Origin of the sequence: Pseudomonas sp. 3-2 (assembly GCF_019710535.1) — a bacterium.
GTDB classification, from domain to species: Bacteria; Pseudomonadota; Gammaproteobacteria; order Pseudomonadales; family Pseudomonadaceae; genus Aquipseudomonas; species Aquipseudomonas pharyngis.
In genome coordinates, this window is the sequence record NZ_CP081200.1 from 5,439,037 (window position 1) to 5,458,672 (window position 19,636).

Consider the following 19,636-nt stretch of genomic DNA (forward strand, 5'->3'; position numbering starts at 1 on the left):
ATGAACAAGCCACGGGGTTTGACCAGGGTGGTCATTGGCCGCTCGAGGCCGGATAGAAATCGTCAGACAGAGTCTTCAGCGCAGCCGGCAAACGCGGCCCGAGTCCGCCCACCAGCAGCGTCGGATCCAGCTCCAGCACACGGCCGGTCTTGGCGGCACGGCTGGAATTGAGGATCGGGTTTTCCTTGAACAACGCCGCTTTTGCCGCCTCGCCGGTCAGCGCACGGTCAGCGAACACCAGCACTTCAGGATCAAGACTGGCCAGGGATTCCACGGAAAACGGCTTGTAACCGGTGTGGGTCGCGAGGTTATGCCCGCCCGCCTGCTGCAGCAGCCAATCGGCGGCGGTGTCCTTGCCGGCGATCAGTGGTTTGCCGCCGGCATGGCCGAGCAGCAACAGCACGCCCGGTGCTTTCTGCTTTGATTGCACCGCAACCACACATGCCTTCTGAGCATCGAGTTGCTGTTGATAACTGTGCAGCAATTGCACGGCCTGGCTTTCGGCCCCCAGCAACTGCCCCAGATGAGTAACGTTTTTCTCCAGCGTCGGCAGATCCGGCTGAGCCGAGAACAATTCCACCCGCACCTTGGCGCTGCGAACCTGGGAGATCACTGGCGGCGGGCCCATTTCTTCGGTGCCGATCAGAATGTCCGGGCGCAGGCTGAGGATGCCTTCGGCCGACAGGCTGCGCTGGTAGCCGATGCTCGGCAGGGACTTGAGGGATTGCGGATGCTGGCTGGTGGTGTCGACGCCCACCAGTTTGGCCTCGCCGCCCAGCGCACTGACCCACTCCGACAACGCACCGCCGGCGCTGACCCAACGTTGCGGCAACTCGGCCGCTGCAGCCTGGTGGCTGACCCAAAGTCCGACACACAGCACGGCAACGCGGGTACTCAGGCGCATAGACAGCTTCCTTGAAAGGTTTTTCCGGGCACCGGAACGGCAGGCCAAGTATCCTCGGCAGCGATCACCTCGCCACGGGCGAAGGCGACCATTTGATAATTGTTTGCATTTGAACGTCAAGCTCGGACATATCCGGACACGAGCCGACACTTGAGGATAGCCATGAAGTTTCTTTGCGCGGGCGCCGACCTGGTTGAGGGCGGCAGTCGCGGTTTCGATATCGACGGGAAAAAACTGTTGGCTGTGCGCCGCGCGGGGCAGGCGTATGTCTATCTCAATCGCTGTCCGCATCGGGGCGTCGGTCTGGAATGGCATCCCGACCAGTTTCTCGACCCCAGCAACAGCCTGATCCAATGCGCCACCCACGGCGCACTGTTTCTGATCGAAGACGGAGAATGCGTCGCCGGCCCCTGCGCCGGACAATCGCTGACGGCCATCCCTTGTCATGAAGACGCGCAAGGGCTGTGGATCGACGTTTAACCGTTGAGCAGCACGTCCAGGCGCCTGTCGATCACCATCTCTTCATGGCTCAACCGCACGCCGTACGCCAGGACCTCGACCCCGCACGCCACCGCCTCACGTAGCGCAGCGGCGTAGGCCGAGTCGATTTCCTCGGCCGGGCGCACCGCTTCGACACCCGTGAGATTGACGCAGTACAACTGCACCGCGCGAATCCCGTCCCGGGCCAGATGCGCCAGCTCACGCAAATGCTTGGCGCCGCGCTGGGTCACTGCATCGGGAAATGCCGCAATCGCCGTGCCGTCGAAACCCAGAGTGACGCTCTTCACTTCGATGTAGGCCGAGCCCGTCGGGTAGTCGAGGCGAAAATCGATCCGGCTCTTTTCCTGCCCGTACGCCACTTCACGCTTGAGCCCGGTAAAACCGTTCAGCTCACTGATGACGCCGGCCTGCAAGGCTTCTTCGACCAGAGCGTTGGCGCGCCCGGTGTTGACACAAAACAGCCGTCCCTGCGGGGTTTCGCCGACTTCCCAGGTGCCGGGCAGTTTGCGTTTCGGATCTGTGGAGCGGCTGAACCAGACCTGCCCGCCCTCGACCTGGCAATTGAGCATCGAGCCGGTGTTCGGGCAGTGAATGGTCAGCAATTCGCCGCCAACGGTTTCGATATCGGCGAGAAAACGCTTGTAACGGCGGATCAATCGGCCTTCTTCGAGCGGAGGATGAAAGCGCATCAGCCTTGCCAGCTCTTCAAGCCACGGGCGATACGTTCTACCGCTTCCTGTAGGCGTGGGAGGTTTTGCGTGTAGGCAAAGCGCACGTGATGACCGGCCTGATAGCGGCCGAAATCCAGCCCCGGAGTGAATGCCACGTGTTCGGTTTCGAGGAAATGCCGGCAGAACGCGAAGGCATCGCCGCCGAACTGGCTGATATCGGCATACAAATAGAACGCGCCTTCCGGCTCCACGGCAATGTTGAAGCCCAGCTCCCGCAATGCTGGCAGCAGAAAGTCACGGCGACGGCCGAATTCGGCGCGGCGCTCTTCGAAAATCGCGATGGTGTCCGGTTCAAAACAGGCCAGCGCTGCGTGTTGGGCCATGCTTGGCGCGCTGATGTAGAGGTTCTGCGCGAGCTTTTCCAGCTCACTGACGGCGGCATCCGGCGCCACCAGCCAGCCGAGGCGCCACCCGGTCATGCCGAAATATTTGGAGAAACTGTTGAGGACAAAGGCGCTGTCGTCCACTTCCAGCACACTGGCGGCGTCGGTGCCATAAGTCAGGCCATGGTAGATCTCGTCCACCACCAGATGCCCGTGACGCGCCTTGATGGCTGTGGATAATCCGGCCAGCTCATCGCGGGTCAGAATCGTACCGGTCGGGTTGGCCGGCGAGGCAACCAGCGCACCGACGCTGTCGTGGTCCCAGTGGCGTGCCACCAGGTCCGGCGTCAGCTGATAACGCACGTCCGGGCCCACCGGTACAAGCTGCGCCGCGCCCTCGACCAAACGCAAAAAGTGCCGGTTGCAAGGATAGCCGGGGTCGGCCAGCAGCCAGTGCTTGCCCGGATCCACCAGCAACGCACTGGCCAGCAGCAACGCCCCGGAACCGCCGGGGGTGATGAGAATCCGTCGAGGATCGATGTTCAGGCCGTAGCGCGTTTGATAGAAACCGGAAATCGCCTCGCGCAGTTCGGGAATGCCACGGGCCGCGGTGTAGCGGGTTTTCCCCGCCGTCAGGGCTTGCTGGCCGGCGCGAATGATCGGCTCGGCGGTGGTGAAGTCCGGTTCGCCGATTTCCAGGTGGATCACGTCGTGGCCGGCGGCCTGCAATTCATTGGCCCGCGCCAGCAACGCCATGACATGGAACGGTTCGATCGCACGACTGCGCGCACTGTAGGGCTGAGCCATTGGCCTTCCTTCAACGAGGGAAAAGAAACGATTCTACCCATCTGCCGGAACGAGCGAGAACCCGCAGCGGTCACAGCCTCAAGAACACTGGACTGTAACGCCCCGCGCGTACGCTCCAGGATTGACTAAAATCAGTGATTGAGCAGGTTTGCAGCACCGCCGGACATGGCTTGGCAAACATTTGCAAGCCCCATCGGCCACGCGCTCGACATCCGGGAGTAGCGCGGGTCGAATTGATCTGGTAAGTTCGCCCGCTTGCAGCCGCAGGGCCGGCAGGTGTCGGTGATGGAGCAATCCTGCGCAATGGATTACAAGAGTAGAGGCGGTCCATTTCATGCCCACCCAAGCAAAGCAACAGGCAAGTCAGACACTCAGCGGTTTCGAACCTTACGTCCCTAAAGAGGGCGAAGAGTACATGGGCGCGCCTATGCGTGCGCACTTCACCAAGATCCTGACCAAGTGGAAACTCGACTTGATGCAGGAAGTCGACCGCACTGTTGATCACATGAAAGACGAAGCGGCCAACTTTCCTGATCCGGCCGACCGTGCCAGCCAGGAAGAAGAGTTCGCCCTCGAGCTGCGCGCCCGCGACCGCGAGCGCAAACTGATCAAGAAGATCGACAAGACCCTGCAACTGATCGAAGACGAAGAGTACGGCTGGTGCGACTCTTGCGGCATCGAGATCGGCGTCAAGCGCCTCGAGGCCCGTCCGACTGCCGACATGTGCGTCGACTGCAAGAACCTGGCGGAAATCAAGGAAAAGCAGGTCGGCAAATAATCCCGGCCTGAACGAAAAACGGAGCGTGCGAACGCTCCGTTTTTGTTTCTGCTGTTTTTGACTCTCAAGTAACATCGCCCTCATGACTGCCAACACCTCCCCCGCCTATATTGGCCGCTTCGCCCCGACCCCCAGCGGGCACCTGCACTTCGGTTCGCTGGTTGCCGCCCTGGCCTCTTATCTGGACGCACGCTCGGTGGGCGGTCGCTGGCTGGTGCGCATGGAAGACCTCGATCCGCCCCGTGAAGAGCCAGGCGCGCAAGCGGCGATTCTCAAGGCGCTGGAAAGCTATGGCTTCGAATGGGACGGCGAGATGGTTCGCCAGAGCGATCGGCACGAGGCCTACGCGCAAGTGCTCGACAGCCTGTTCAATCACGGCCTCGCCTACGCCTGCACCTGCTCGCGCAAACAATTGGAGCCATACCACGGCATTTATCCGGGACTGTGCCGCAATGCCGGCCATGGCCAGGAAGACGCGGCGATTCGCCTGCGCGTGCCGGAGTTGGAATACCACTTCATCGACCGGGTGCAGGGCGAATACCGCCAGCATCTGGGCCGCGACGTGGGTGATTTCGTGATCCGCCGCCGCGACGGTCTCTACGCCTACCAACTGGCGGTGGTGCTGGACGACGCCTGGCAGGGCATCACCGATATCGTGCGCGGCGCCGATCTGCTCGACTCCACGCCGCGCCAGCTCTATCTGCAAGAACTGCTGGGCCTGCGCCAACCGCGCTACCTGCATCTGCCATTGATCACCCAGCCGGACGGCAACAAGCTCGGCAAGTCCTATCGCTCTCCACCGCTGGAAGCCGATCAGGCCACGCCATTGTTGCTGCGGGCCCTGCGTGCATTGGGGCAAAACCCGGGGCCCGAACTGGCCCACGCCTCGCCGCAAGAGCTGCTGAAATGGGGTAGTGCCCACTGGGACGCGACGAAGATCCCGCGCACACTGACCCTGCCCGAAGCGCAACTGCTGTGACGACACTTGCAGTGGCGCGCCCATCCGTTACCATCGCCGCACGTTTTCGGGCACGCGCATAAAAAAGAGAGGCCGGGATGTACATCTATCGCTTGGTCCTGCTTCTGGTCGTCGGGATCTACCTGTTCTCCCCCGCCATCATGGATTGGTGGATCGACGCGACGGGCGCCTGGTATCGCCCTTATCTGCTCTGGCTGATCCTGATTGTCGTGACCTTCATCCTGCAGAGCCAAAAAGATGCCGATGAGCTTTAGCCTGACCCAGATGCTGCTGATCAGCGCCGCCTACCTGGCCGCGCTGTTCGGCGTGGCCTGGATCAGTGAACGGGGCATGATCCCGCGGGCGATCATTCGCCATCCGCTGACCTACACCCTGTCGCTGGGGGTTTACGCCAGCGCGTGGGCGTTCTATGGCACGGTGGGTCTGGCCTATCAGTACGGCTATGGCTTTCTGTCCAGTTATCTCGGGGTGTCCGGCGCGTTCCTGCTGGCGCCGGTGCTGCTGTACCCGATCCTCAAGATCACCCGCACTTATCAACTGTCGTCGCTGGCGGACCTGTTCGCCTTCCGCTTTCGCAGCACCTGGGCCGGTGCGCTGACCACGATTTTCATGCTGATCGGCGTCTTGCCGTTGCTGGCGTTGCAGATTCAGGCGGTGGCCGACTCGATTGGCATCCTCACCGGCGAACCGGTGCAGAATCGCGTCGCCCTGGCATTCTGTGCGCTGATCATTCTGTTCACGATCTTCTTCGGCTCCCGTCACATCGCCACCCGTGAAAAGCACGAAGGGCTGGTATTCGCGATTGCCTTCGAATCGGTGATCAAACTGGTGGCCCTTGGCGGCGTCGGCCTCTACGCGCTATACGGCGTATTCGACGGCCCGCAACAGCTTGAACTGTGGCTGTTGCAGAATCAGACCGCCCTCGCCGCCCTGCACACGCCGTTGCAGGAAGGCCCGTGGCGCACGTTGCTGCTGGTGTTTTTCGCCTCGGCGATCGTGATGCCGCACATGTATCACATGACCTTCACTGAAAACCTCAACCCGCGCTCACTGGTCAGCGCAAGCTGGGGCCTGCCGCTGTTCCTGCTGTTGATGAGCTTGGCGGTGCCGCTGATTCTCTGGGCCGGCCTGAAACTCGGCGCCACGACCAATCCGGAATACTTCACCCTCGGCATCGGCATCGCCGCCAACAGCAAATCGCTGGCATTGCTGGCGTATGTCGGCGGTCTGTCGGCGGCCAGCGGCCTGATCATCGTCACCACGCTGGCCCTGTCGGGCATGGCCCTGAACCATCTGGTGCTGCCGCTCTACCAGCCGCCGGCCGAAGGCAATATCTATCGCTGGCTGAAATGGACCCGCCGGGCGCTGATCGTCGCGATCATCATGGCCGGTTTCTGCTTCTACCTGATGCTCGGCGCCGAGCAGGATCTGGCCAACCTCGGCATCGTCGCCTTCGTCGCGACCCTGCAATTCCTGCCGGGCGTGCTGTCGGTGCTGTACTGGCCGACCGCCAATCGCCGAGGCTTCATCGCCGGTCTGCTGGCGGGGATTGTCGTGTGGGTCGTGACCATGCTGTTGCCGCTGGTCGGCAATCTGCAGGGTTTCTATATTCCGCTGCTGAACATGATCTACGTACTGGACGACACCAGTTGGCACATGGCGGCCATCGCCTCGCTGGCGGCCAACGTGCTGATGTTCACGCTGATTTCGCTGTTCACCAATGCCAGCCCCGAAGAAGCCAGCGCCGCCGAAGCCTGCGCGGTGGACAACGTACGTCGCCCGCAACGCCGCGAATTGCACGCAGCCTCCCCGCAGGAATTCGCCACGCAACTGGCCAAGCCGCTGGGCGCCAAGGCTGCCCAGAAAGAAGTCGAACAGGCCCTGCGCGACCTTTATCTGCCATTCGACGAGCGCCGCCCTTATGCCTTGCGCCGCCTGCGTGACAGGATCGAAGCCAACCTCTCCGGCCTGATGGGCCCGAGCGTCGCCCAGGACATGGTGGAAACTTTTCTGCCGTACAAGGCTGGCGGTGAAAACTACGTCACCGAAGACATCCACTTCATCGAAAGCCGCCTCGAGGATTATCACTCGCGCCTCACCGGCCTCGCTGCCGAGCTCGACGCCTTGCGCCGCTACCACCGTCAGACCCTGCAAGAGCTGCCGATGGGCGTCTGCTCGCTGGCCAAGGATCAGGAGATCCTGATGTGGAACAAGGCCATGGAAGAGCTGACCGGAATTGCTGCGCAACGGGTGGTCGGCTCGCGCCTGAGTACCATCGCCAATCCGTGGAAAGACCTGCTGCAAGGCTTCATCCATCTGCCGGATGAGCATTTGCACAAACAGCATTTGGCCCTCGACGGCCAGACCCGTTGGCTGAACCTGCACAAAGCGGCGATCGACGAGCCGCTGGCACCGGGCAACAGCGGCCTGGTGTTGCTGGTGGAAGACCTGACCGAAACCCAAATGCTCGAAGACAAACTGGTGCATTCCGAGCGCCTGGCCAGCATCGGCCGACTCGCGGCGGGTGTGGCCCACGAAATCGGCAACCCGATCACCGGCATCGCCTGTCTCGCGCAAAACCTGCGCGAAGAGCGCGAAGAGGACGGTGAGCTGACGGAAATCAGCGGCCAGATCCTCGAACAGACCAAACGCGTGTCACGCATCGTCCAGTCCTTGATGAGCTTCGCCCACGCCGGCAGCCATCAGCACAGCGACGAGCCCGTCTGTCTGGCGGAAGTGGCCCAGGACGCCATCGGCCTGCTGGCCCTGAACCGGCGCAATTTCGAAGTCCAGTTCTATAACCTGTGCGATCCCGATCACTGGGTCGAAGGCGATCCGCAGCGGCTCGCCCAGGTGCTGATCAATCTGCTCTCCAACGCCCGCGACGCCTCGCCTGCCGGCAGCGCGGTGCGGGTCAAGAGCGAAGCCGGCGAACACACGGTCGATCTGATCGTCGAAGACGAAGGCAGCGGTATTCCGTCGAGCATCATGGACCGATTGTTCGAACCCTTCTTCACCACCAAGGATCCTGGCGAAGGCACCGGTCTGGGCCTTGCACTGGTCTATTCCATCGTTGAAGAGCATTATGGACAAATCACCATCGACAGCCCGGCTGATGTTCAGAGCCAGCGCGGCACCCGTATCCGGGTGACATTGCCGCGCCATGTCGAAGCGACGTCCGCTGTGAACTGAGACCGTCGAGAGTATCGAATCAATGCCGCACATTTTGATCGTCGAAGACGAAACCATTATCCGCTCCGCCTTGCGCCGCCTGCTGGAACGCAACCAGTACCAGGTCAGCGAAGCCGGTTCAGTGCAGGAAGCACAAGAACGCTTCAGTATTCCCACATTCGATCTGATCGTCAGCGACCTGCGACTACCGGGCGCTCCCGGCACCGAGCTGATCAAGCTCGGCCAAGGCACGCCGGTGCTGATCATGACCAGCTACGCCAGCCTGCGCTCGGCGGTCGACTCGATGAAGATGGGCGCGGTGGACTACATCGCCAAGCCTTTCGACCACGATGAAATGCTTCAGGCTGTCGCGCGTATCCTGCGTGATCGCCAGTCGGCGCCTGCCGCCGGCGAAGTAGCTCCGGCCAAATCGGCCAATAGCAGCGGCAAATCCGCCATCGACAACAGTAATGGCGAAATCGGCATTATCGGCTCGTGTCCGCCGATGCAGGATCTTTACGGCAAGATCCGTAAAGTCGCGCCGACCGATTCCAACGTACTGATCCAGGGTGAGTCCGGCACCGGTAAAGAGCTGGTGGCCCGCGCCCTGCACAACCTGTCGAAACGCGCCAAGGCGCCGATGATCTCGGTGAACTGCGCCGCCATTCCGGAAAGCCTGATCGAGTCCGAACTGTTCGGTCACGAGAAAGGTGCGTTCACCGGTGCCAGCGCCGGTCGCGCCGGTCTGGTGGAAGCGGCGGACGGCGGCACGCTGTTCCTCGACGAAATCGGCGAGTTGCCACTGGAAGCCCAGGCTCGCCTGCTGCGCGTGTTGCAGGAAGGCGAAATTCGCCGGGTGGGCTCGGTCCAGTCACAGAAAGTCGATGTCCGCTTGATCGCGGCGACCCACCGTGACCTCAAGAGCCTGGCGAAAATCGGCCAGTTCCGTGAAGACTTGTACTACCGCCTCCACGTGATCGCGTTGAAACTGCCGGCCCTGCGCGAGCGCGGCGCCGACGTCAACGAAATCGCCAATGCGTTCCTCGCTCGTCAGAGCGCGCGCATCAACCGCACCGACCTGAAATTTGCCGCCGATGCCGAACAGGCGATCCGGCACTATTCCTGGCCGGGTAACGTGCGGGAGTTGGAAAACGCCGTCGAGCGCGCGGTGATTCTGAGCGAAAGCCCGGAAATCTCTGCCGACCTGCTGGGGATCGACATCGAACTGGGCGATCTGGAGGACGACGAATTCATCGGCCTGCCGGCGCAACCGGCCGGTAACGCCAGCAACAGCAGCCACGAACCGACCGAAGACCTGTCACTGGAAGACTACTTCCAGCATTTCGTGCTCGAGCATCAGGACCACATGACCGAGACCGAACTGGCGCGCAAACTGGGCGTCAGCCGCAAATGCCTGTGGGAACGCCGTCAGCGTCTGGGCATTCCGCGGCGCAAGACCGGGGTCGCCAGCGAGAGCTGAACGTTACCTGTCGAGTGTGCGGGTAACCGCTAAAGAAGTGAAAAAACTGTTACCTCAGTCTTTTCACGTAACAGAAGCCGGGATTATCGGTAACGAAACCCCGGCTTTTTTTCGCCCTGCGAAAACGGTTATATCGACCTAACCCCTTGTTTTATTGGGGTTCGCAAAAGTTGGCACGGCACCTGCTATATGTTTGGTACAAGAACAATAACAAGCAATGCACAAGACAATAAAAATAAGACGAATCGACTCACGCACAATAAAAACAAGACGGCGAGAGGCGCAGCTAACTGATTCTTTTGGAGAGGCGTTGTATTTGGGGCTAGCCCCACGACCAGGCCGAGAACAACAAAAACTGTCTTAAGACAGAGCCTGTACTGGTTGGATCGCAAGATCACTGCAACACAGCGACCAAAGCAATCCGTTTGCTCTTGGCTCCCGATTGGGAGGGTCATGAAGGAAAAGCTTCATGACGAGGGCACTCAACAAAAACAAGAAGCCCGAATCAATAATAAAAAGAGCACGCAACTACTTCTTGGGGAGCTTCGGCTCCCCTTGTAGTTTCTCCCTTACGGTAAATCTCTCCTCCACCACACTCCCACACCCCTCTAGCCCGCGGCTTGCAGCGCAAAACGGCAGCGTCCTACACCATCCCTCGACTAAATGCTAGAATCCCGGCCCATCATGCGGTCATTCTCTGGTATGGCCGAACATTCCTTCAAACAGTGCATCCCATGCTGAAGAAGCTGTTCCAGTCATTCCGAACTCCCCTGCGTCGTACGCAACACATCCGTAGCACGCCTGAAGTCCTCAACAGCGGCCAACATTCGCTGCAAAAGGCGCAATTCAGCCGGTACGCGGTCAACATCGTCGAACGTCTGCAGGGCGCCGGCTACCAGGCCTACCTGGTTGGCGGTTGCGTGCGAGACATGCTGCTGGGCATCACGCCCAAAGACTTCGACGTCGCCACCAGCGCCACCCCCGAGCAGGTCCGCGCCGAATTCCGCAATGCGCGGATCATCGGTCGCCGCTTCAAGCTGGTACACATCCATTTCGGCCGCGAAATCATTGAAGTCGCGACCTTCCGCGCCAATCACCCGCAAAACGAAGACGACGAAGACAGCAACCAGTCCTCGCGCAACGAGAGCGGGCGCATTCTGCGTGACAACGTCTACGGCACCCTGGAAGAAGACGCGCAGCGCCGCGACTTCACCATCAACGCCCTGTATTACGATCCGGTCAGCGAGCGCATCCTCGACTACGCCAACGGCGTACACGACATCCGCAACCACCTGATCCGCCTGATCGGCGACCCAAAGAAACGTTACCAGGAAGACCCGGTGCGGATGCTGCGGGCCGTGCGTTTCGCCGCCAAGCTCAATTTCGGTATCGAAAAGCACACCGTCCAGCCGATCCGCGAGCTGGCACCGATGCTGCGCGAAATCCCACCAGCCCGCCTGTTCGAGGAAGTGCTCAAGCTGTTCCTCTCCGGTCACGGCGCCATCACCTTCGAGATGCTGGTCGACCTGCAACTGTTCGCGCCGCTGTTCCCGGCCAGTGCCGATGCGCTGGAACACAACCCGGAATACACCCACACGCTGATCAGCGAAGCACTGACCAACACCGACTTGCGGATCAAGCAGAACAAACCGGTGACCCCGGCGTTCCTGTTTGCCGCCCTGCTGTGGCCAGCCCTGCCGGCCCGCGTGTTGCGTCTGCAAGAGCGCGGCATGCCGCCGATTCCGGCGATGCAGGAAGGCGCTCACGAACTGATCGCCGAACAGTGCCAGCGCATTGCAATTCCAAAACGCTTCACCATGCCGATCCGCGAGATCTGGGACATGCAGGAACGCCTGCCACGCCGCAGCGGCAAACGCGCCGACCTGCTGCTGGACAATCCGCGCTTCCGCGCCGGCTACGACTTCCTGCTGTTGCGTGAAAGCGCCGGCGAGCAGACCGATGGCCTGGGCGAATGGTGGACCGATTATCAGGACGCCAACGACAGCGAACGTCGTGACATGATCCGTGACCTCAGCGGCAAGGGTGATGACGCCAGTGGTGCACCGCGCAAGCGTCGCCGCAGCAGCGGTTCCAAGCGCAAACGCGCCGGCGCACCGAGCGCCACGGGCGAATAAGGCATGGAACGCATTTACATCGGCATGGGCAGCAACCTGGCTGACCCGGCCGAACAACTGCGCAGCGCGGTCGACGCGCTGGGGCAATTGCCCGATACCGAACTGGTCGGCGTGTCTGCCTTCTACCAAAGCGACTCCCTGCTGCCGGGGCAACCGCGTTATACCAACGCGGTTGCCGCGCTCGACAGCGCGCTCGCCCCGCTGGATCTGCTCGATGCCTTGCAAGCCATCGAAAACGATCAGGGCCGCGAACGCCTGGAGCGCTGGGGCCCGCGCACGCTGGATCTGGACATTCTGTTATTCGGTGATCGCCTGATCGATGAACCGCGCCTGAAAGTCCCGCATTACCACATGCAGGAACGCGCGTTCGTTCTCTATCCCCTGGCCGAACTGGCTCCCGATGATCTGCGTCTGGCCGATGGCCGCACTCTTGCGGATCTTCTCGCCGCCTGCCCGTTCGTCGGCCTCGAACGCCTTCCCCACCCCTGACATCTATCCCCTGTGGGAGCGGGCTTGCTCGCGAATGCGGTGTATCAGCTCAATAAGATGCTGACTGACACGACGCCTTCGCGAGCAAGCCCGCTCCCACATCGACCTGTCCAAATCCCGGTTTTTGTCGGACAAAAAAACCGCAGATCAGGCCCCCCGGCCCGCTGAATCGCATCAGTAACGCCGGTAACACTCCCCTCGTAACAATGCGGTAACACATGCAATTGACTTCCTGAGGCCTCATCACGACTATAGGCGTCCCGCTGCCGCCAACCCGGCATACAAGGGCGCAATCCAGGCCTTATAAGCACGACAAAAGAGCGTGCGCCTGAATAGATGACGAATCACGCGCGTTACTCGCAGTAGTTTCCAAAGCGCCTGAACGAGGATTTCTTACATGCCAGCCATCACCCTGACCACGCTCCAGAGCCTCAAGCAGAAAGGTGAAAAGATCACCATGCTGACCTGCTATGACGCGACCTTCGCCCACGCCTGCAACGAGGCCGGTGTCGAAGTGCTGCTGGTGGGCGACTCCCTCGGCATGGTCCTGCAGGGTCACGACAGCACCCTGCCGGTGACCACCGCAGAAATGGCCTACCACGTTGCCAGCGTCAAACGCGGCAACTCTGATGCCCTGATCCTGGCCGACCTGCCGTTCATGGCCAACGCCACCCTCGAACAAACCATGACCAACAGCGCCCTGCTGATGCAGGCCGGCGCGCACATGGTCAAGGTCGAAGGCGCCTTGTGGCTGGCGGACTCGATCCGCCTGCTGGCCGAGCGCGGTGTGCCGGTCTGCGCCCACATGGGCCTGACCCCGCAAGCCGTGAACATTCTCGGCGGCTATAAAGTGCAGGGTCGCAACGAAAACCAGGCTCGCCAGATGCGCGCCGACGCGATCTCGCTGGAGCAGGCCGGTGCAGCCATGCTGCTGCTCGAATGCGTGCCGAGCGAACTGGCAGCTGAAATCAGCCAGGCCGTGAAGATTCCGGTGATCGGCATTGGCGCCGGCAGCGACACCGACGGTCAGGTGCTGGTACTGCACGACATGCTCGGCCTGTCGATCAGCGGCCGCGTGCCGAAGTTCGTGAAGAACTTCATGCAGGGTCAGGACAGCATCCAGTCCGCGCTGAAGGCTTACGTCAGTGAAGTCAAAGCCACCACTTTCCCCGGGATCGAACACGGATTCTCTGCATGAACACCGTCAAAACCGTACGTGAACTGCGCGCCGCCGTGGCGCGCGCCCGCAGTGAAGGCAAGCGCATCGGCTTCGTGCCGACCATGGGCAACCTGCACAGCGGCCACATCGCGCTGATCACCAAGGCCACCCAGCGCGTGGACTTCGTGGTTGCGAGCATTTTCGTCAACCCGCTGCAGTTCGGCGCCGGCGAAGACCTCGACAAGTACCCACGCACCCTCGCGGCGGATCAGGAAAAACTGCTGGAAGCCGGATGCGATCTGCTGTTCGCCCCGACCGTCGAGGAAATGTACCCCGACGGCATGGCCGGTCAGACCCGGGTCAGCGTGCCGCAACTGTCCGAAGGCCTGTGCGGCGCCAGCCGTCCGGGGCATTTCGAAGGCGTGGCGACGGTGGTCAGCAAGCTGTTCAACATGGTCCAGCCAGACCTGGCGATCTTCGGCCAGAAAGACTTCCAGCAACTGGCAGTGATCCGCGCGCTGGTGCACGACCTGAACATGCCAATCCAGATCATTGGCGAGCCGACCGTACGCGCCGCCGACGGTCTGGCGCTGTCCTCGCGCAACGGTTTCCTCAATGAAGAACAGCGCGCCGTGGCGCCGGTGGTCTATCGCAGCCTGAGCAGCATTGCCGAGTCGATCAAGCAGGGCGAGCGCGACTTCCCTGCCCTGATCCAGGCGCAACGCCAGCAACTGGAAGCCGCCGGCCTGCGTCCGGATTACCTGGAAATTCGCCACGCCCTGACCCTGCGTCCGGCAACGGCGGAAGATCGTGATCTGGTGATTCTGGTCGCGGCCTTCCTCGGCACCACCCGGTTGATCGACAACCTGCATCTGAATCTCGATACCCCCGCCTGAACACCGGCAGACGCTGTGGAAGCAACCCCGCTCCCACAGCGTCTGTACCCACTTCCAGACTGTATTGCTGAGCACCTGACCATCGGGCAAACTGCCCGCCGTTCCACTGCGCGCAAAAGCAGGGACTTGCTCGCATTACTCGCCGTCTGTCGGCCCCGTCTGTTATCAATGTTAAAAAAGTACCGAAAACAGGTCAGACAAAGCCAAGACAGATCGCGGCGCTGGGTTTACTGTATTCGCCCTGCGCCAAAGTAATCGTGTCGACGCAGTTGCCCCCTCGCCCAAACATGGCGGGGAGGTCTTTTCAGAGTTCAAAAGGCCGTTCAAGTAAAAAGGAAAACCGCAGCGATGGCGTACTACCGCACTCCTCATGACGTTACCGCTCTGCCTGCCTGGCAAGCGTTGAAAGATCACCGCCAAGCCATGCAGGATTTCAGCATGCGCGAAGCCTTCAACGCCGATCCGCAGCGCTTCAATCAGTTCACTCTCAGCAGCTGCGGACTGTTTCTCGACTATTCGAAGAATCTGATCAACGCCGAGACCCGCAACCTGCTGGTGGGTCTGGCCAATGAAGTCGATCTCAAGGGCGCGATCAAGGCGCTGTTCGACGGCGAAATCGTCAACTCCTCCGAAGGCCGCCCGGCGCTGCACACCGCCCTGCGTCGCCCGGTCGGCGACAAGCTGTCGGTCAACGGCGTCAACGTGATGCCTGAAGTACACAAGGTGCTGAACCAGATCACCGATCTCGTGGGCCGCATCCACGACGGTCTGTGGCGCGGTTACACCGAGAAGCCGATCACTGACGTGGTGAACATCGGCATCGGTGGTTCGTTCCTCGGCCCCGAGCTGGTCTCCGAAGCCCTGCTGTCCTACGCCCAGAAAGGCGTGCGTTGCCACTATCTGGCGAACATCGACGGCAGCGAATTCCACGAGCTGACGCAAAAACTGCGCGCCGAGACCACGCTGTTCATCGTTTCGTCGAAATCGTTCAACACCCTCGAAACCCTGAAAAACGCCCAGGCCGCACGCGCCTGGTACCTGGCCCAGGGTGGTTCGGAAGCCGAGCTGTATCGCCACTTCATCGCCGTATCGAGCAACAACGCGGCAGCCGTGGCCTTCGGTATCCGCGAAGAAAACATCTTCCCGATGTGGGACTGGGTCGGCGGTCGTTATTCGCTGTGGTCGGCCATCGGTCTGCCAATCGCGCTGGCCATCGGCATGTCCAACTTCAAGGAACTGCTGTCCGGTGCCTACACCATGGACCAGCATTTCCAGAGCGCGCCGTTCGAACAGAACATGCCGGTGCTGCTGGCCCTGCTCGGCGTGTGGTACGGCAACTTCTGGGGCGCGCAAAGCCATGCGATCCTGCCGTACGACCACTATCTGCGTAACATCACCAAGCACTTGCAACAGCTGGACATGGAATCGAACGGCAAGAGCGTGCGTCAGGACGGCACCCCGGTGTCGACCGATACCGGGCCGGTGATCTGGGGCGGCGTTGGCTGCAACGGTCAGCACGCCTACCACCAGCTGCTGCACCAGGGCACCCAACTGATCCCGGCCGACTTCATCGTGCCGATCGTCAGCTTCAACCCGGTCTCCGACCACCATCAATGGCTGTACGCCAACTGCCTGTCGCAGAGCCAGGCGCTGATGCTCGGCAAGACCCTGCCGGAAGCCGAAGCGGAACTGCGCGACAAGGGCATGAGCGAGGACCAGGTGCAGAAACTCGCACCACACAAGGTGATCCCGGGCAACCGTCCGAGCAACACCCTGGTGGTCGAGCGCATCAGCCCGCGCCGTCTCGGCGCATTGGTGGCGATGTACGAACACAAAGTCTTCGTGCAAAGCGTGGTCTGGGGCATCAACGCCTTCGACCAGTGGGGCGTGGAACTGGGCAAGGAACTGGGCAAGGGCGTGTACAACCGTCTGGTCGGCAGCGAAGAAACCGCCGCCGAAGACGCGTCCACCCAAGGCCTGATCAACTACTTCCGCGGCCGTCACCGCGGCTGATCCAGCCCCGAACACACCCCCTCGCCATGAGGGGGTGTTTGTTTACAGGTATTGAACCCTCCCCGCTCTCGGCGCATCTTTATCCTTGTCGCACAACAAGAATAAGGAACCGTCATGTTCGATATCAGCACGTTCCCCAAAGCCGATGCCGTCCGCCGGGCTGCACAGTTGAGTCAGGACGACTACCAGCGCCTGTACCGCGAATCGATTGAACACCCCAGTACCTTCTGGGCCGAACAGGCCACCCGCTTCCTCGACTGGAGCACGCCGTGGCAGACCGTCCAGCGCTATGACCTGAAGACCGGCGAAGCCGCCTGGTTTGCCGGTGGCAAGCTGAACGTCAGCTACAACTGCATCGATCGCCATCTGGAAAAGCGCGGCGATCAGACCGCCATCCTCTGGGAAGGCGACGACCCCGCCGAATCGACACAAATCACCTACAGCAAACTCCATCACCATGTCTGCCGCCTGGCCAACGTGCTGAAGAGCCGTGGCGTTAAAAAAGGCGACCGGGTGTGCATCTACATGCCGATGATCCCCGAAGCGGCCTACGCGATGCTCGCCTGCGCGCGGATCGGCGCGATTCATTCGGTGGTGTTTGGCGGTTTTTCTCCGGACTCCCTGCGCGACCGCATTCTCGACGCCGACTGCCGCACCGTGATCACCGCCGACGAGGGCGTGCGCGGTGGCAAATTCGTGCCGCTGAAACAGAATGTCGACAAGGCCCTGCAGAGTTGCCCGAATGTCAGCACCGTCGTGGTGGTCGAGCGCACCCAGAACGAAGTCGACTGGGTCGAAGGCCGCGACCTCTGGTATCACCAGGCCGTGCGCGACGTCAGCGACGATTGCCCGCCGGAACCGATGGACGCAGAAGACCCGCTGTTCATCCTCTACACCTCCGGCAGCACCGGCAAACCCAAGGGCGTGCTGCACACCACCGGCGGTTACCTGCTGCAGGCGGCGATGACCTTCAAGTACGTGCTCGACTACCGCGACGGCGAAGTGTTCTGGTGCACCGCCGACGTCGGCTGGGTCACCGGCCACAGCTATATCGTGTACGGCCCGCTTGCAAACGGCGCCACCACCCTGATCTTCGAAGGCGTGCCGAGCTACCCGAGCACTTCGCGGTTCTGGCAGGTGATCGACAAACACAAGGTCAACATCTTCTACACCGCCCCCACTGCCCTGCGCGCGTTGATGCGTGAAGGCGCCGGGCCGTTGCAGGAAACGTCGCGGCAAAGCCTCAGATTGCTCGGCAGTGTCGGTGAGCCGATTAATCCGGAAGCGTGGGAATGGTATTTCAACGTGGTCGGCGAACAGCGTTGCCCGATTGTCGATACCTGGTGGCAGACCGAAACCGGCGGCATCATGCTCAGCCCGCTGGTCAGCGCCCAGCGGATCAAGCCGGGCTGCGCCACCCAACCGATGTTCGGCGTACAACCGGTGCTGCTCGATGAACACGGCAAGGAAATCCAGGGCGCCGGCAGTGGCGTGCTGGCGATCAAGTCGAGCTGGCCGGCGCAGATCCGCAGCGTTTACGGCGATCCGCAGCGCATGGTCGACACCTACTTCAAGCCCTACCCCGGTTACTACTTCACCGGCGACGGCGCCCGCCGTGACGAGGACGGCGATTACTGGATCACCGGGCGCATCGACGACGTGATCAATGTCTCCGGCCATCGCATCGGCACCGCCGAGGTAGAGAGCGCGCTGGTGCTGCACGACAGCATCGCCGAGGCCGCTGTGGTCGGCTATCCACACGACGTCAAAGGCCAGGGGATTTATGCGTTCGTCACACCGATGAATGGCACCGAGCCCAACGACGAGCTGAAAAAGGAACTGCTGGCCCACGTCAGCAAGGAAATCGGCAGCTTCGCCAAACCGGACCTGATCCAGTGGGCCCCGGCCCTGCCGAAGACCCGCTCGGGCAAGATCATGCGGCGGATCCTGCGCAAGATTGCCTGCAACGAACTCGACAGCCTCGGCGACACCTCGACGCTGGCGGATCCGAGCGTAGTGCAGGGCTTGATCGATAAACGCTTGAACCAGTAAGGCCGCAAACGCATCGCGAGCAGGCTCGCTCCCACAAGGACTTATGATCGTCTGTGGGAGCGAGCCTGCTCGCGATGGGACCCCCTCGAGTGCCTGCCAAACTGCTAAACTCCCGCGCCCCAATTCCCTCCAGCAAGGCGCCCGCATGTCTTCCTTGAACCTGGCGCTGCGCGCCGCTCTCGATCAACGCCAGGATCTGCTCGCCGAGCTGCACCGCCAGGGCACCGACTGCTATCGGCTGTTCCACGGCAGCCAGGAAGGCGCCGGCGGCCTGACCATTGACCGCTACGGCCCGCAACTGATGGTGCAAAGCTTCCACCAGACCCTGGCGCGTGAAGACCTGCTGCAACTGCACACCATGGTTGACCAGACCCTGGGCCTGGAAACCCTGCTGGTCTACAACGACCGCTCCCGTGGCAACTCGCGGATCGATCGTGAAGACAGCGTCTACCGCGCCGACGACGCCGCGCTGGCCGATCTGGTCGGCCACGAATGGGGCCTGAATTATCGTGTGCGTGGACGCCACGCCGGGCAGGATCCGCTGCTGTTCCTCGACCTGCGCAACACCCGCGGCTGGGTCAAGGATCACGCCAAGGGCAAAAGTGTGCTCAACCTGTTCGCCTATACCTGCGGGGTCGGTCTCAGCGCGGCGGCCGGCGGTGCACGCGAGGTGTGCAACCTGGATTTCGCCGAGGGCAATCTGGCGGTCGGCCGCGAAAACGGCTTGCTCAATCCGCAACTGCCGACCATGGAATTCATCCAGTCCGACTACTTCCCGGCCATCCGCCAACTGGCCGGCCTGCCGATCAGCCAGCGTCGCGGGCAGAAACTGCCGAGCTATCAACGCCTCGAACAGCGCCAGTACGATCTGGTGTTGCTCGACCCGCCCGCATGGGCCAAGAGCGCCTTCGGCACCGTCGACCTGCTGCGCGATTATCAAAGCCTGCTCAAGCCGGCCCTGCTGACCACCGCCGAGAATGGCGTGCTGATCTGCTGCAACAACCTGGCGAAAGTCAGCATGGACGATTGGCGCGAGCAGGTGCTGCGCTGCGCGGAAAAAGCCGGGCGGCCGGTGCGTGAGTGGAGCGTGATGACCCCGGGCCGCGACTTCCCGTCGCTGGATCAGCAGCCACCGCTGAAGACCCTGATCCTTCAGCTCTAAGCGTTGCCAAGGAAATTTCCCACGGAAATATCTGAACAATCCTGAGCATGGGCAAT

General features: G+C 61.6%; 16 protein-coding genes. 13 read left to right on the forward strand and 3 right to left on the reverse strand.

Translation table 11 applies throughout. The features are described 5' to 3' along the window. Positions 1-31 precede the first annotated feature (31 nt). Positions 32-904: a hemin ABC transporter substrate-binding protein gene (locus K3819_RS24650; RefSeq protein WP_221398108.1), complete on the reverse strand. Its 873-nt coding sequence runs from the start codon at positions 902-904 to the stop codon at positions 32-34. Positions 905-1,066: 162 nt separating this feature from the next. On the opposite strand from K3819_RS24650, the gene K3819_RS24655 reads away from it, so the two are divergent. Continuing rightward, positions 1,067-1,384, forward strand: coding sequence for a Rieske (2Fe-2S) protein (locus K3819_RS24655; protein WP_085612645.1), 318 nt, complete (start codon positions 1,067-1,069; stop codon positions 1,382-1,384). Here the strand turns inward: K3819_RS24655 and sfsA are convergent. Continuing rightward, positions 1,381-2,094, reverse strand: coding sequence for a DNA/RNA nuclease SfsA (gene sfsA, locus K3819_RS24660; protein WP_221398109.1), 714 nt, complete (start codon positions 2,092-2,094; stop codon positions 1,381-1,383). The genes K3819_RS24655 and sfsA overlap by 4 nt on opposite strands. Then, positions 2,094-3,266: a pyridoxal phosphate-dependent aminotransferase gene (locus K3819_RS24665; RefSeq protein WP_221398110.1), complete on the reverse strand. Its 1,173-nt coding sequence runs from the start codon at positions 3,264-3,266 to the stop codon at positions 2,094-2,096. Before K3819_RS24665 ends, sfsA begins: the two co-directional genes overlap by 1 nt. 334 nt (positions 3,267-3,600) lie before the next feature. On the opposite strand from K3819_RS24665, the gene dksA reads away from it, so the two are divergent. From dksA to K3819_RS24725, 12 genes are all read left to right on the forward strand, one after another. After that, positions 3,601-4,044 (forward strand): RNA polymerase-binding protein DksA, encoded by a 444-nt coding sequence (dksA, locus tag K3819_RS24670; RefSeq protein ID WP_039771633.1) that lies wholly within the window; start codon positions 3,601-3,603, stop codon positions 4,042-4,044. A gap of 82 nt (positions 4,045-4,126) precedes the next feature. Beyond that, a complete protein-coding gene (gene gluQRS / locus K3819_RS24675) occupies positions 4,127-5,023 on the forward strand; it encodes a tRNA glutamyl-Q(34) synthetase GluQRS (RefSeq protein WP_085612642.1) in 897 nt (298 codons plus the stop codon). A 77-nt stretch (positions 5,024-5,100) separates the two neighbouring features. After that, positions 5,101-5,277, forward strand: a complete 177-nt coding sequence (locus K3819_RS24680) for a hypothetical protein (RefSeq protein WP_003176118.1) — start codon at positions 5,101-5,103, stop codon at positions 5,275-5,277. After that, a complete protein-coding gene (locus tag K3819_RS24685; RefSeq protein ID WP_166742304.1) occupies positions 5,261-8,215 on the forward strand; it encodes a sensor histidine kinase in 2,955 nt (984 codons plus the stop codon). Before K3819_RS24680 ends, K3819_RS24685 begins: the two co-directional genes overlap by 17 nt. A gap of 22 nt (positions 8,216-8,237) precedes the next feature. Beyond that, a complete protein-coding gene (locus K3819_RS24690) occupies positions 8,238-9,674 on the forward strand; it encodes a sigma-54 dependent transcriptional regulator (RefSeq protein WP_221398111.1) in 1,437 nt (478 codons plus the stop codon). A gap of 734 nt (positions 9,675-10,408) precedes the next feature. Continuing rightward, the gene (locus tag K3819_RS24695; RefSeq protein ID WP_221398112.1) at positions 10,409-11,809 is read left to right on the forward strand and encodes a polynucleotide adenylyltransferase PcnB; all 1,401 of its coding nucleotides are present in this window, start codon (positions 10,409-10,411) and stop codon (positions 11,807-11,809) included. Positions 11,810-11,812: 3 nt separating this feature from the next. Then, positions 11,813-12,298: a 2-amino-4-hydroxy-6-hydroxymethyldihydropteridine diphosphokinase gene (gene folK, locus K3819_RS24700; protein ID WP_085612638.1), complete on the forward strand. Its 486-nt coding sequence runs from the start codon at positions 11,813-11,815 to the stop codon at positions 12,296-12,298. 397 nt (positions 12,299-12,695) lie between these two features. Then, a complete protein-coding gene (gene panB / locus K3819_RS24705) occupies positions 12,696-13,496 on the forward strand; it encodes a 3-methyl-2-oxobutanoate hydroxymethyltransferase (protein WP_039771642.1) in 801 nt (266 codons plus the stop codon). Then, a complete protein-coding gene (gene panC, locus K3819_RS24710) occupies positions 13,493-14,353 on the forward strand; it encodes a pantoate--beta-alanine ligase (RefSeq protein ID WP_221398113.1) in 861 nt (286 codons plus the stop codon). Before panB ends, panC begins: the two co-directional genes overlap by 4 nt. A gap of 348 nt (positions 14,354-14,701) precedes the next feature. After that, positions 14,702-16,366, forward strand: a complete 1,665-nt coding sequence (pgi, locus tag K3819_RS24715) for a glucose-6-phosphate isomerase (protein ID WP_011335972.1) — start codon at positions 14,702-14,704, stop codon at positions 16,364-16,366. Positions 16,367-16,480: 114 nt separating this feature from the next. Next, positions 16,481-18,418 (forward strand): acetate--CoA ligase, encoded by a 1,938-nt coding sequence (gene acs / locus K3819_RS24720; protein ID WP_221398114.1) that lies wholly within the window; start codon positions 16,481-16,483, stop codon positions 18,416-18,418. Positions 18,419-18,563: 145 nt separating this feature from the next. Further along, the gene (locus tag K3819_RS24725) at positions 18,564-19,580 is read left to right on the forward strand and encodes a class I SAM-dependent rRNA methyltransferase (RefSeq protein ID WP_221398115.1); all 1,017 of its coding nucleotides are present in this window, start codon (positions 18,564-18,566) and stop codon (positions 19,578-19,580) included. The last annotated feature ends 56 nt before the right edge of the window (positions 19,581-19,636 follow it).

Excerpts from the sequence above, each read along its gene's own strand:
- K3819_RS24650 (WP_221398108.1), bottom strand. The coding sequence starts at position 904 with ATGCGCCTGAGTACCCGCGTTGCCGTGCTGTGTGTCGGACTTTGGGTC.
- K3819_RS24655 (WP_085612645.1), top strand. The coding sequence starts at position 1,067 with ATGAAGTTTCTTTGCGCGGGCGCCGACCTGGTTGAGGGCGGCAGTCGC.
- sfsA (WP_221398109.1), bottom strand. The coding sequence starts at position 2,094 with ATGCGCTTTCATCCTCCGCTCGAAGAAGGCCGATTGATCCGCCGTTAC.
- K3819_RS24665 (WP_221398110.1), bottom strand. The coding sequence starts at position 3,266 with ATGGCTCAGCCCTACAGTGCGCGCAGTCGTGCGATCGAACCGTTCCAT.
- dksA (WP_039771633.1), top strand. The coding sequence starts at position 3,601 with ATGCCCACCCAAGCAAAGCAACAGGCAAGTCAGACACTCAGCGGTTTC.
- gluQRS (WP_085612642.1), top strand. The coding sequence starts at position 4,127 with ATGACTGCCAACACCTCCCCCGCCTATATTGGCCGCTTCGCCCCGACC.
- K3819_RS24680 (WP_003176118.1), top strand. The coding sequence starts at position 5,101 with ATGTACATCTATCGCTTGGTCCTGCTTCTGGTCGTCGGGATCTACCTG.
- K3819_RS24685 (WP_166742304.1), top strand. The coding sequence starts at position 5,261 with ATGCCGATGAGCTTTAGCCTGACCCAGATGCTGCTGATCAGCGCCGCC.
- K3819_RS24690 (WP_221398111.1), top strand. The coding sequence starts at position 8,238 with ATGCCGCACATTTTGATCGTCGAAGACGAAACCATTATCCGCTCCGCC.
- K3819_RS24695 (WP_221398112.1), top strand. The coding sequence starts at position 10,409 with ATGCTGAAGAAGCTGTTCCAGTCATTCCGAACTCCCCTGCGTCGTACG.
- folK (WP_085612638.1), top strand. The coding sequence starts at position 11,813 with ATGGAACGCATTTACATCGGCATGGGCAGCAACCTGGCTGACCCGGCC.
- panB (WP_039771642.1), top strand. The coding sequence starts at position 12,696 with ATGCCAGCCATCACCCTGACCACGCTCCAGAGCCTCAAGCAGAAAGGT.
- panC (WP_221398113.1), top strand. The coding sequence starts at position 13,493 with ATGAACACCGTCAAAACCGTACGTGAACTGCGCGCCGCCGTGGCGCGC.
- pgi (WP_011335972.1), top strand. The coding sequence starts at position 14,702 with ATGGCGTACTACCGCACTCCTCATGACGTTACCGCTCTGCCTGCCTGG.
- acs (WP_221398114.1), top strand. The coding sequence starts at position 16,481 with ATGTTCGATATCAGCACGTTCCCCAAAGCCGATGCCGTCCGCCGGGCT.
- K3819_RS24725 (WP_221398115.1), top strand. The coding sequence starts at position 18,564 with ATGTCTTCCTTGAACCTGGCGCTGCGCGCCGCTCTCGATCAACGCCAG.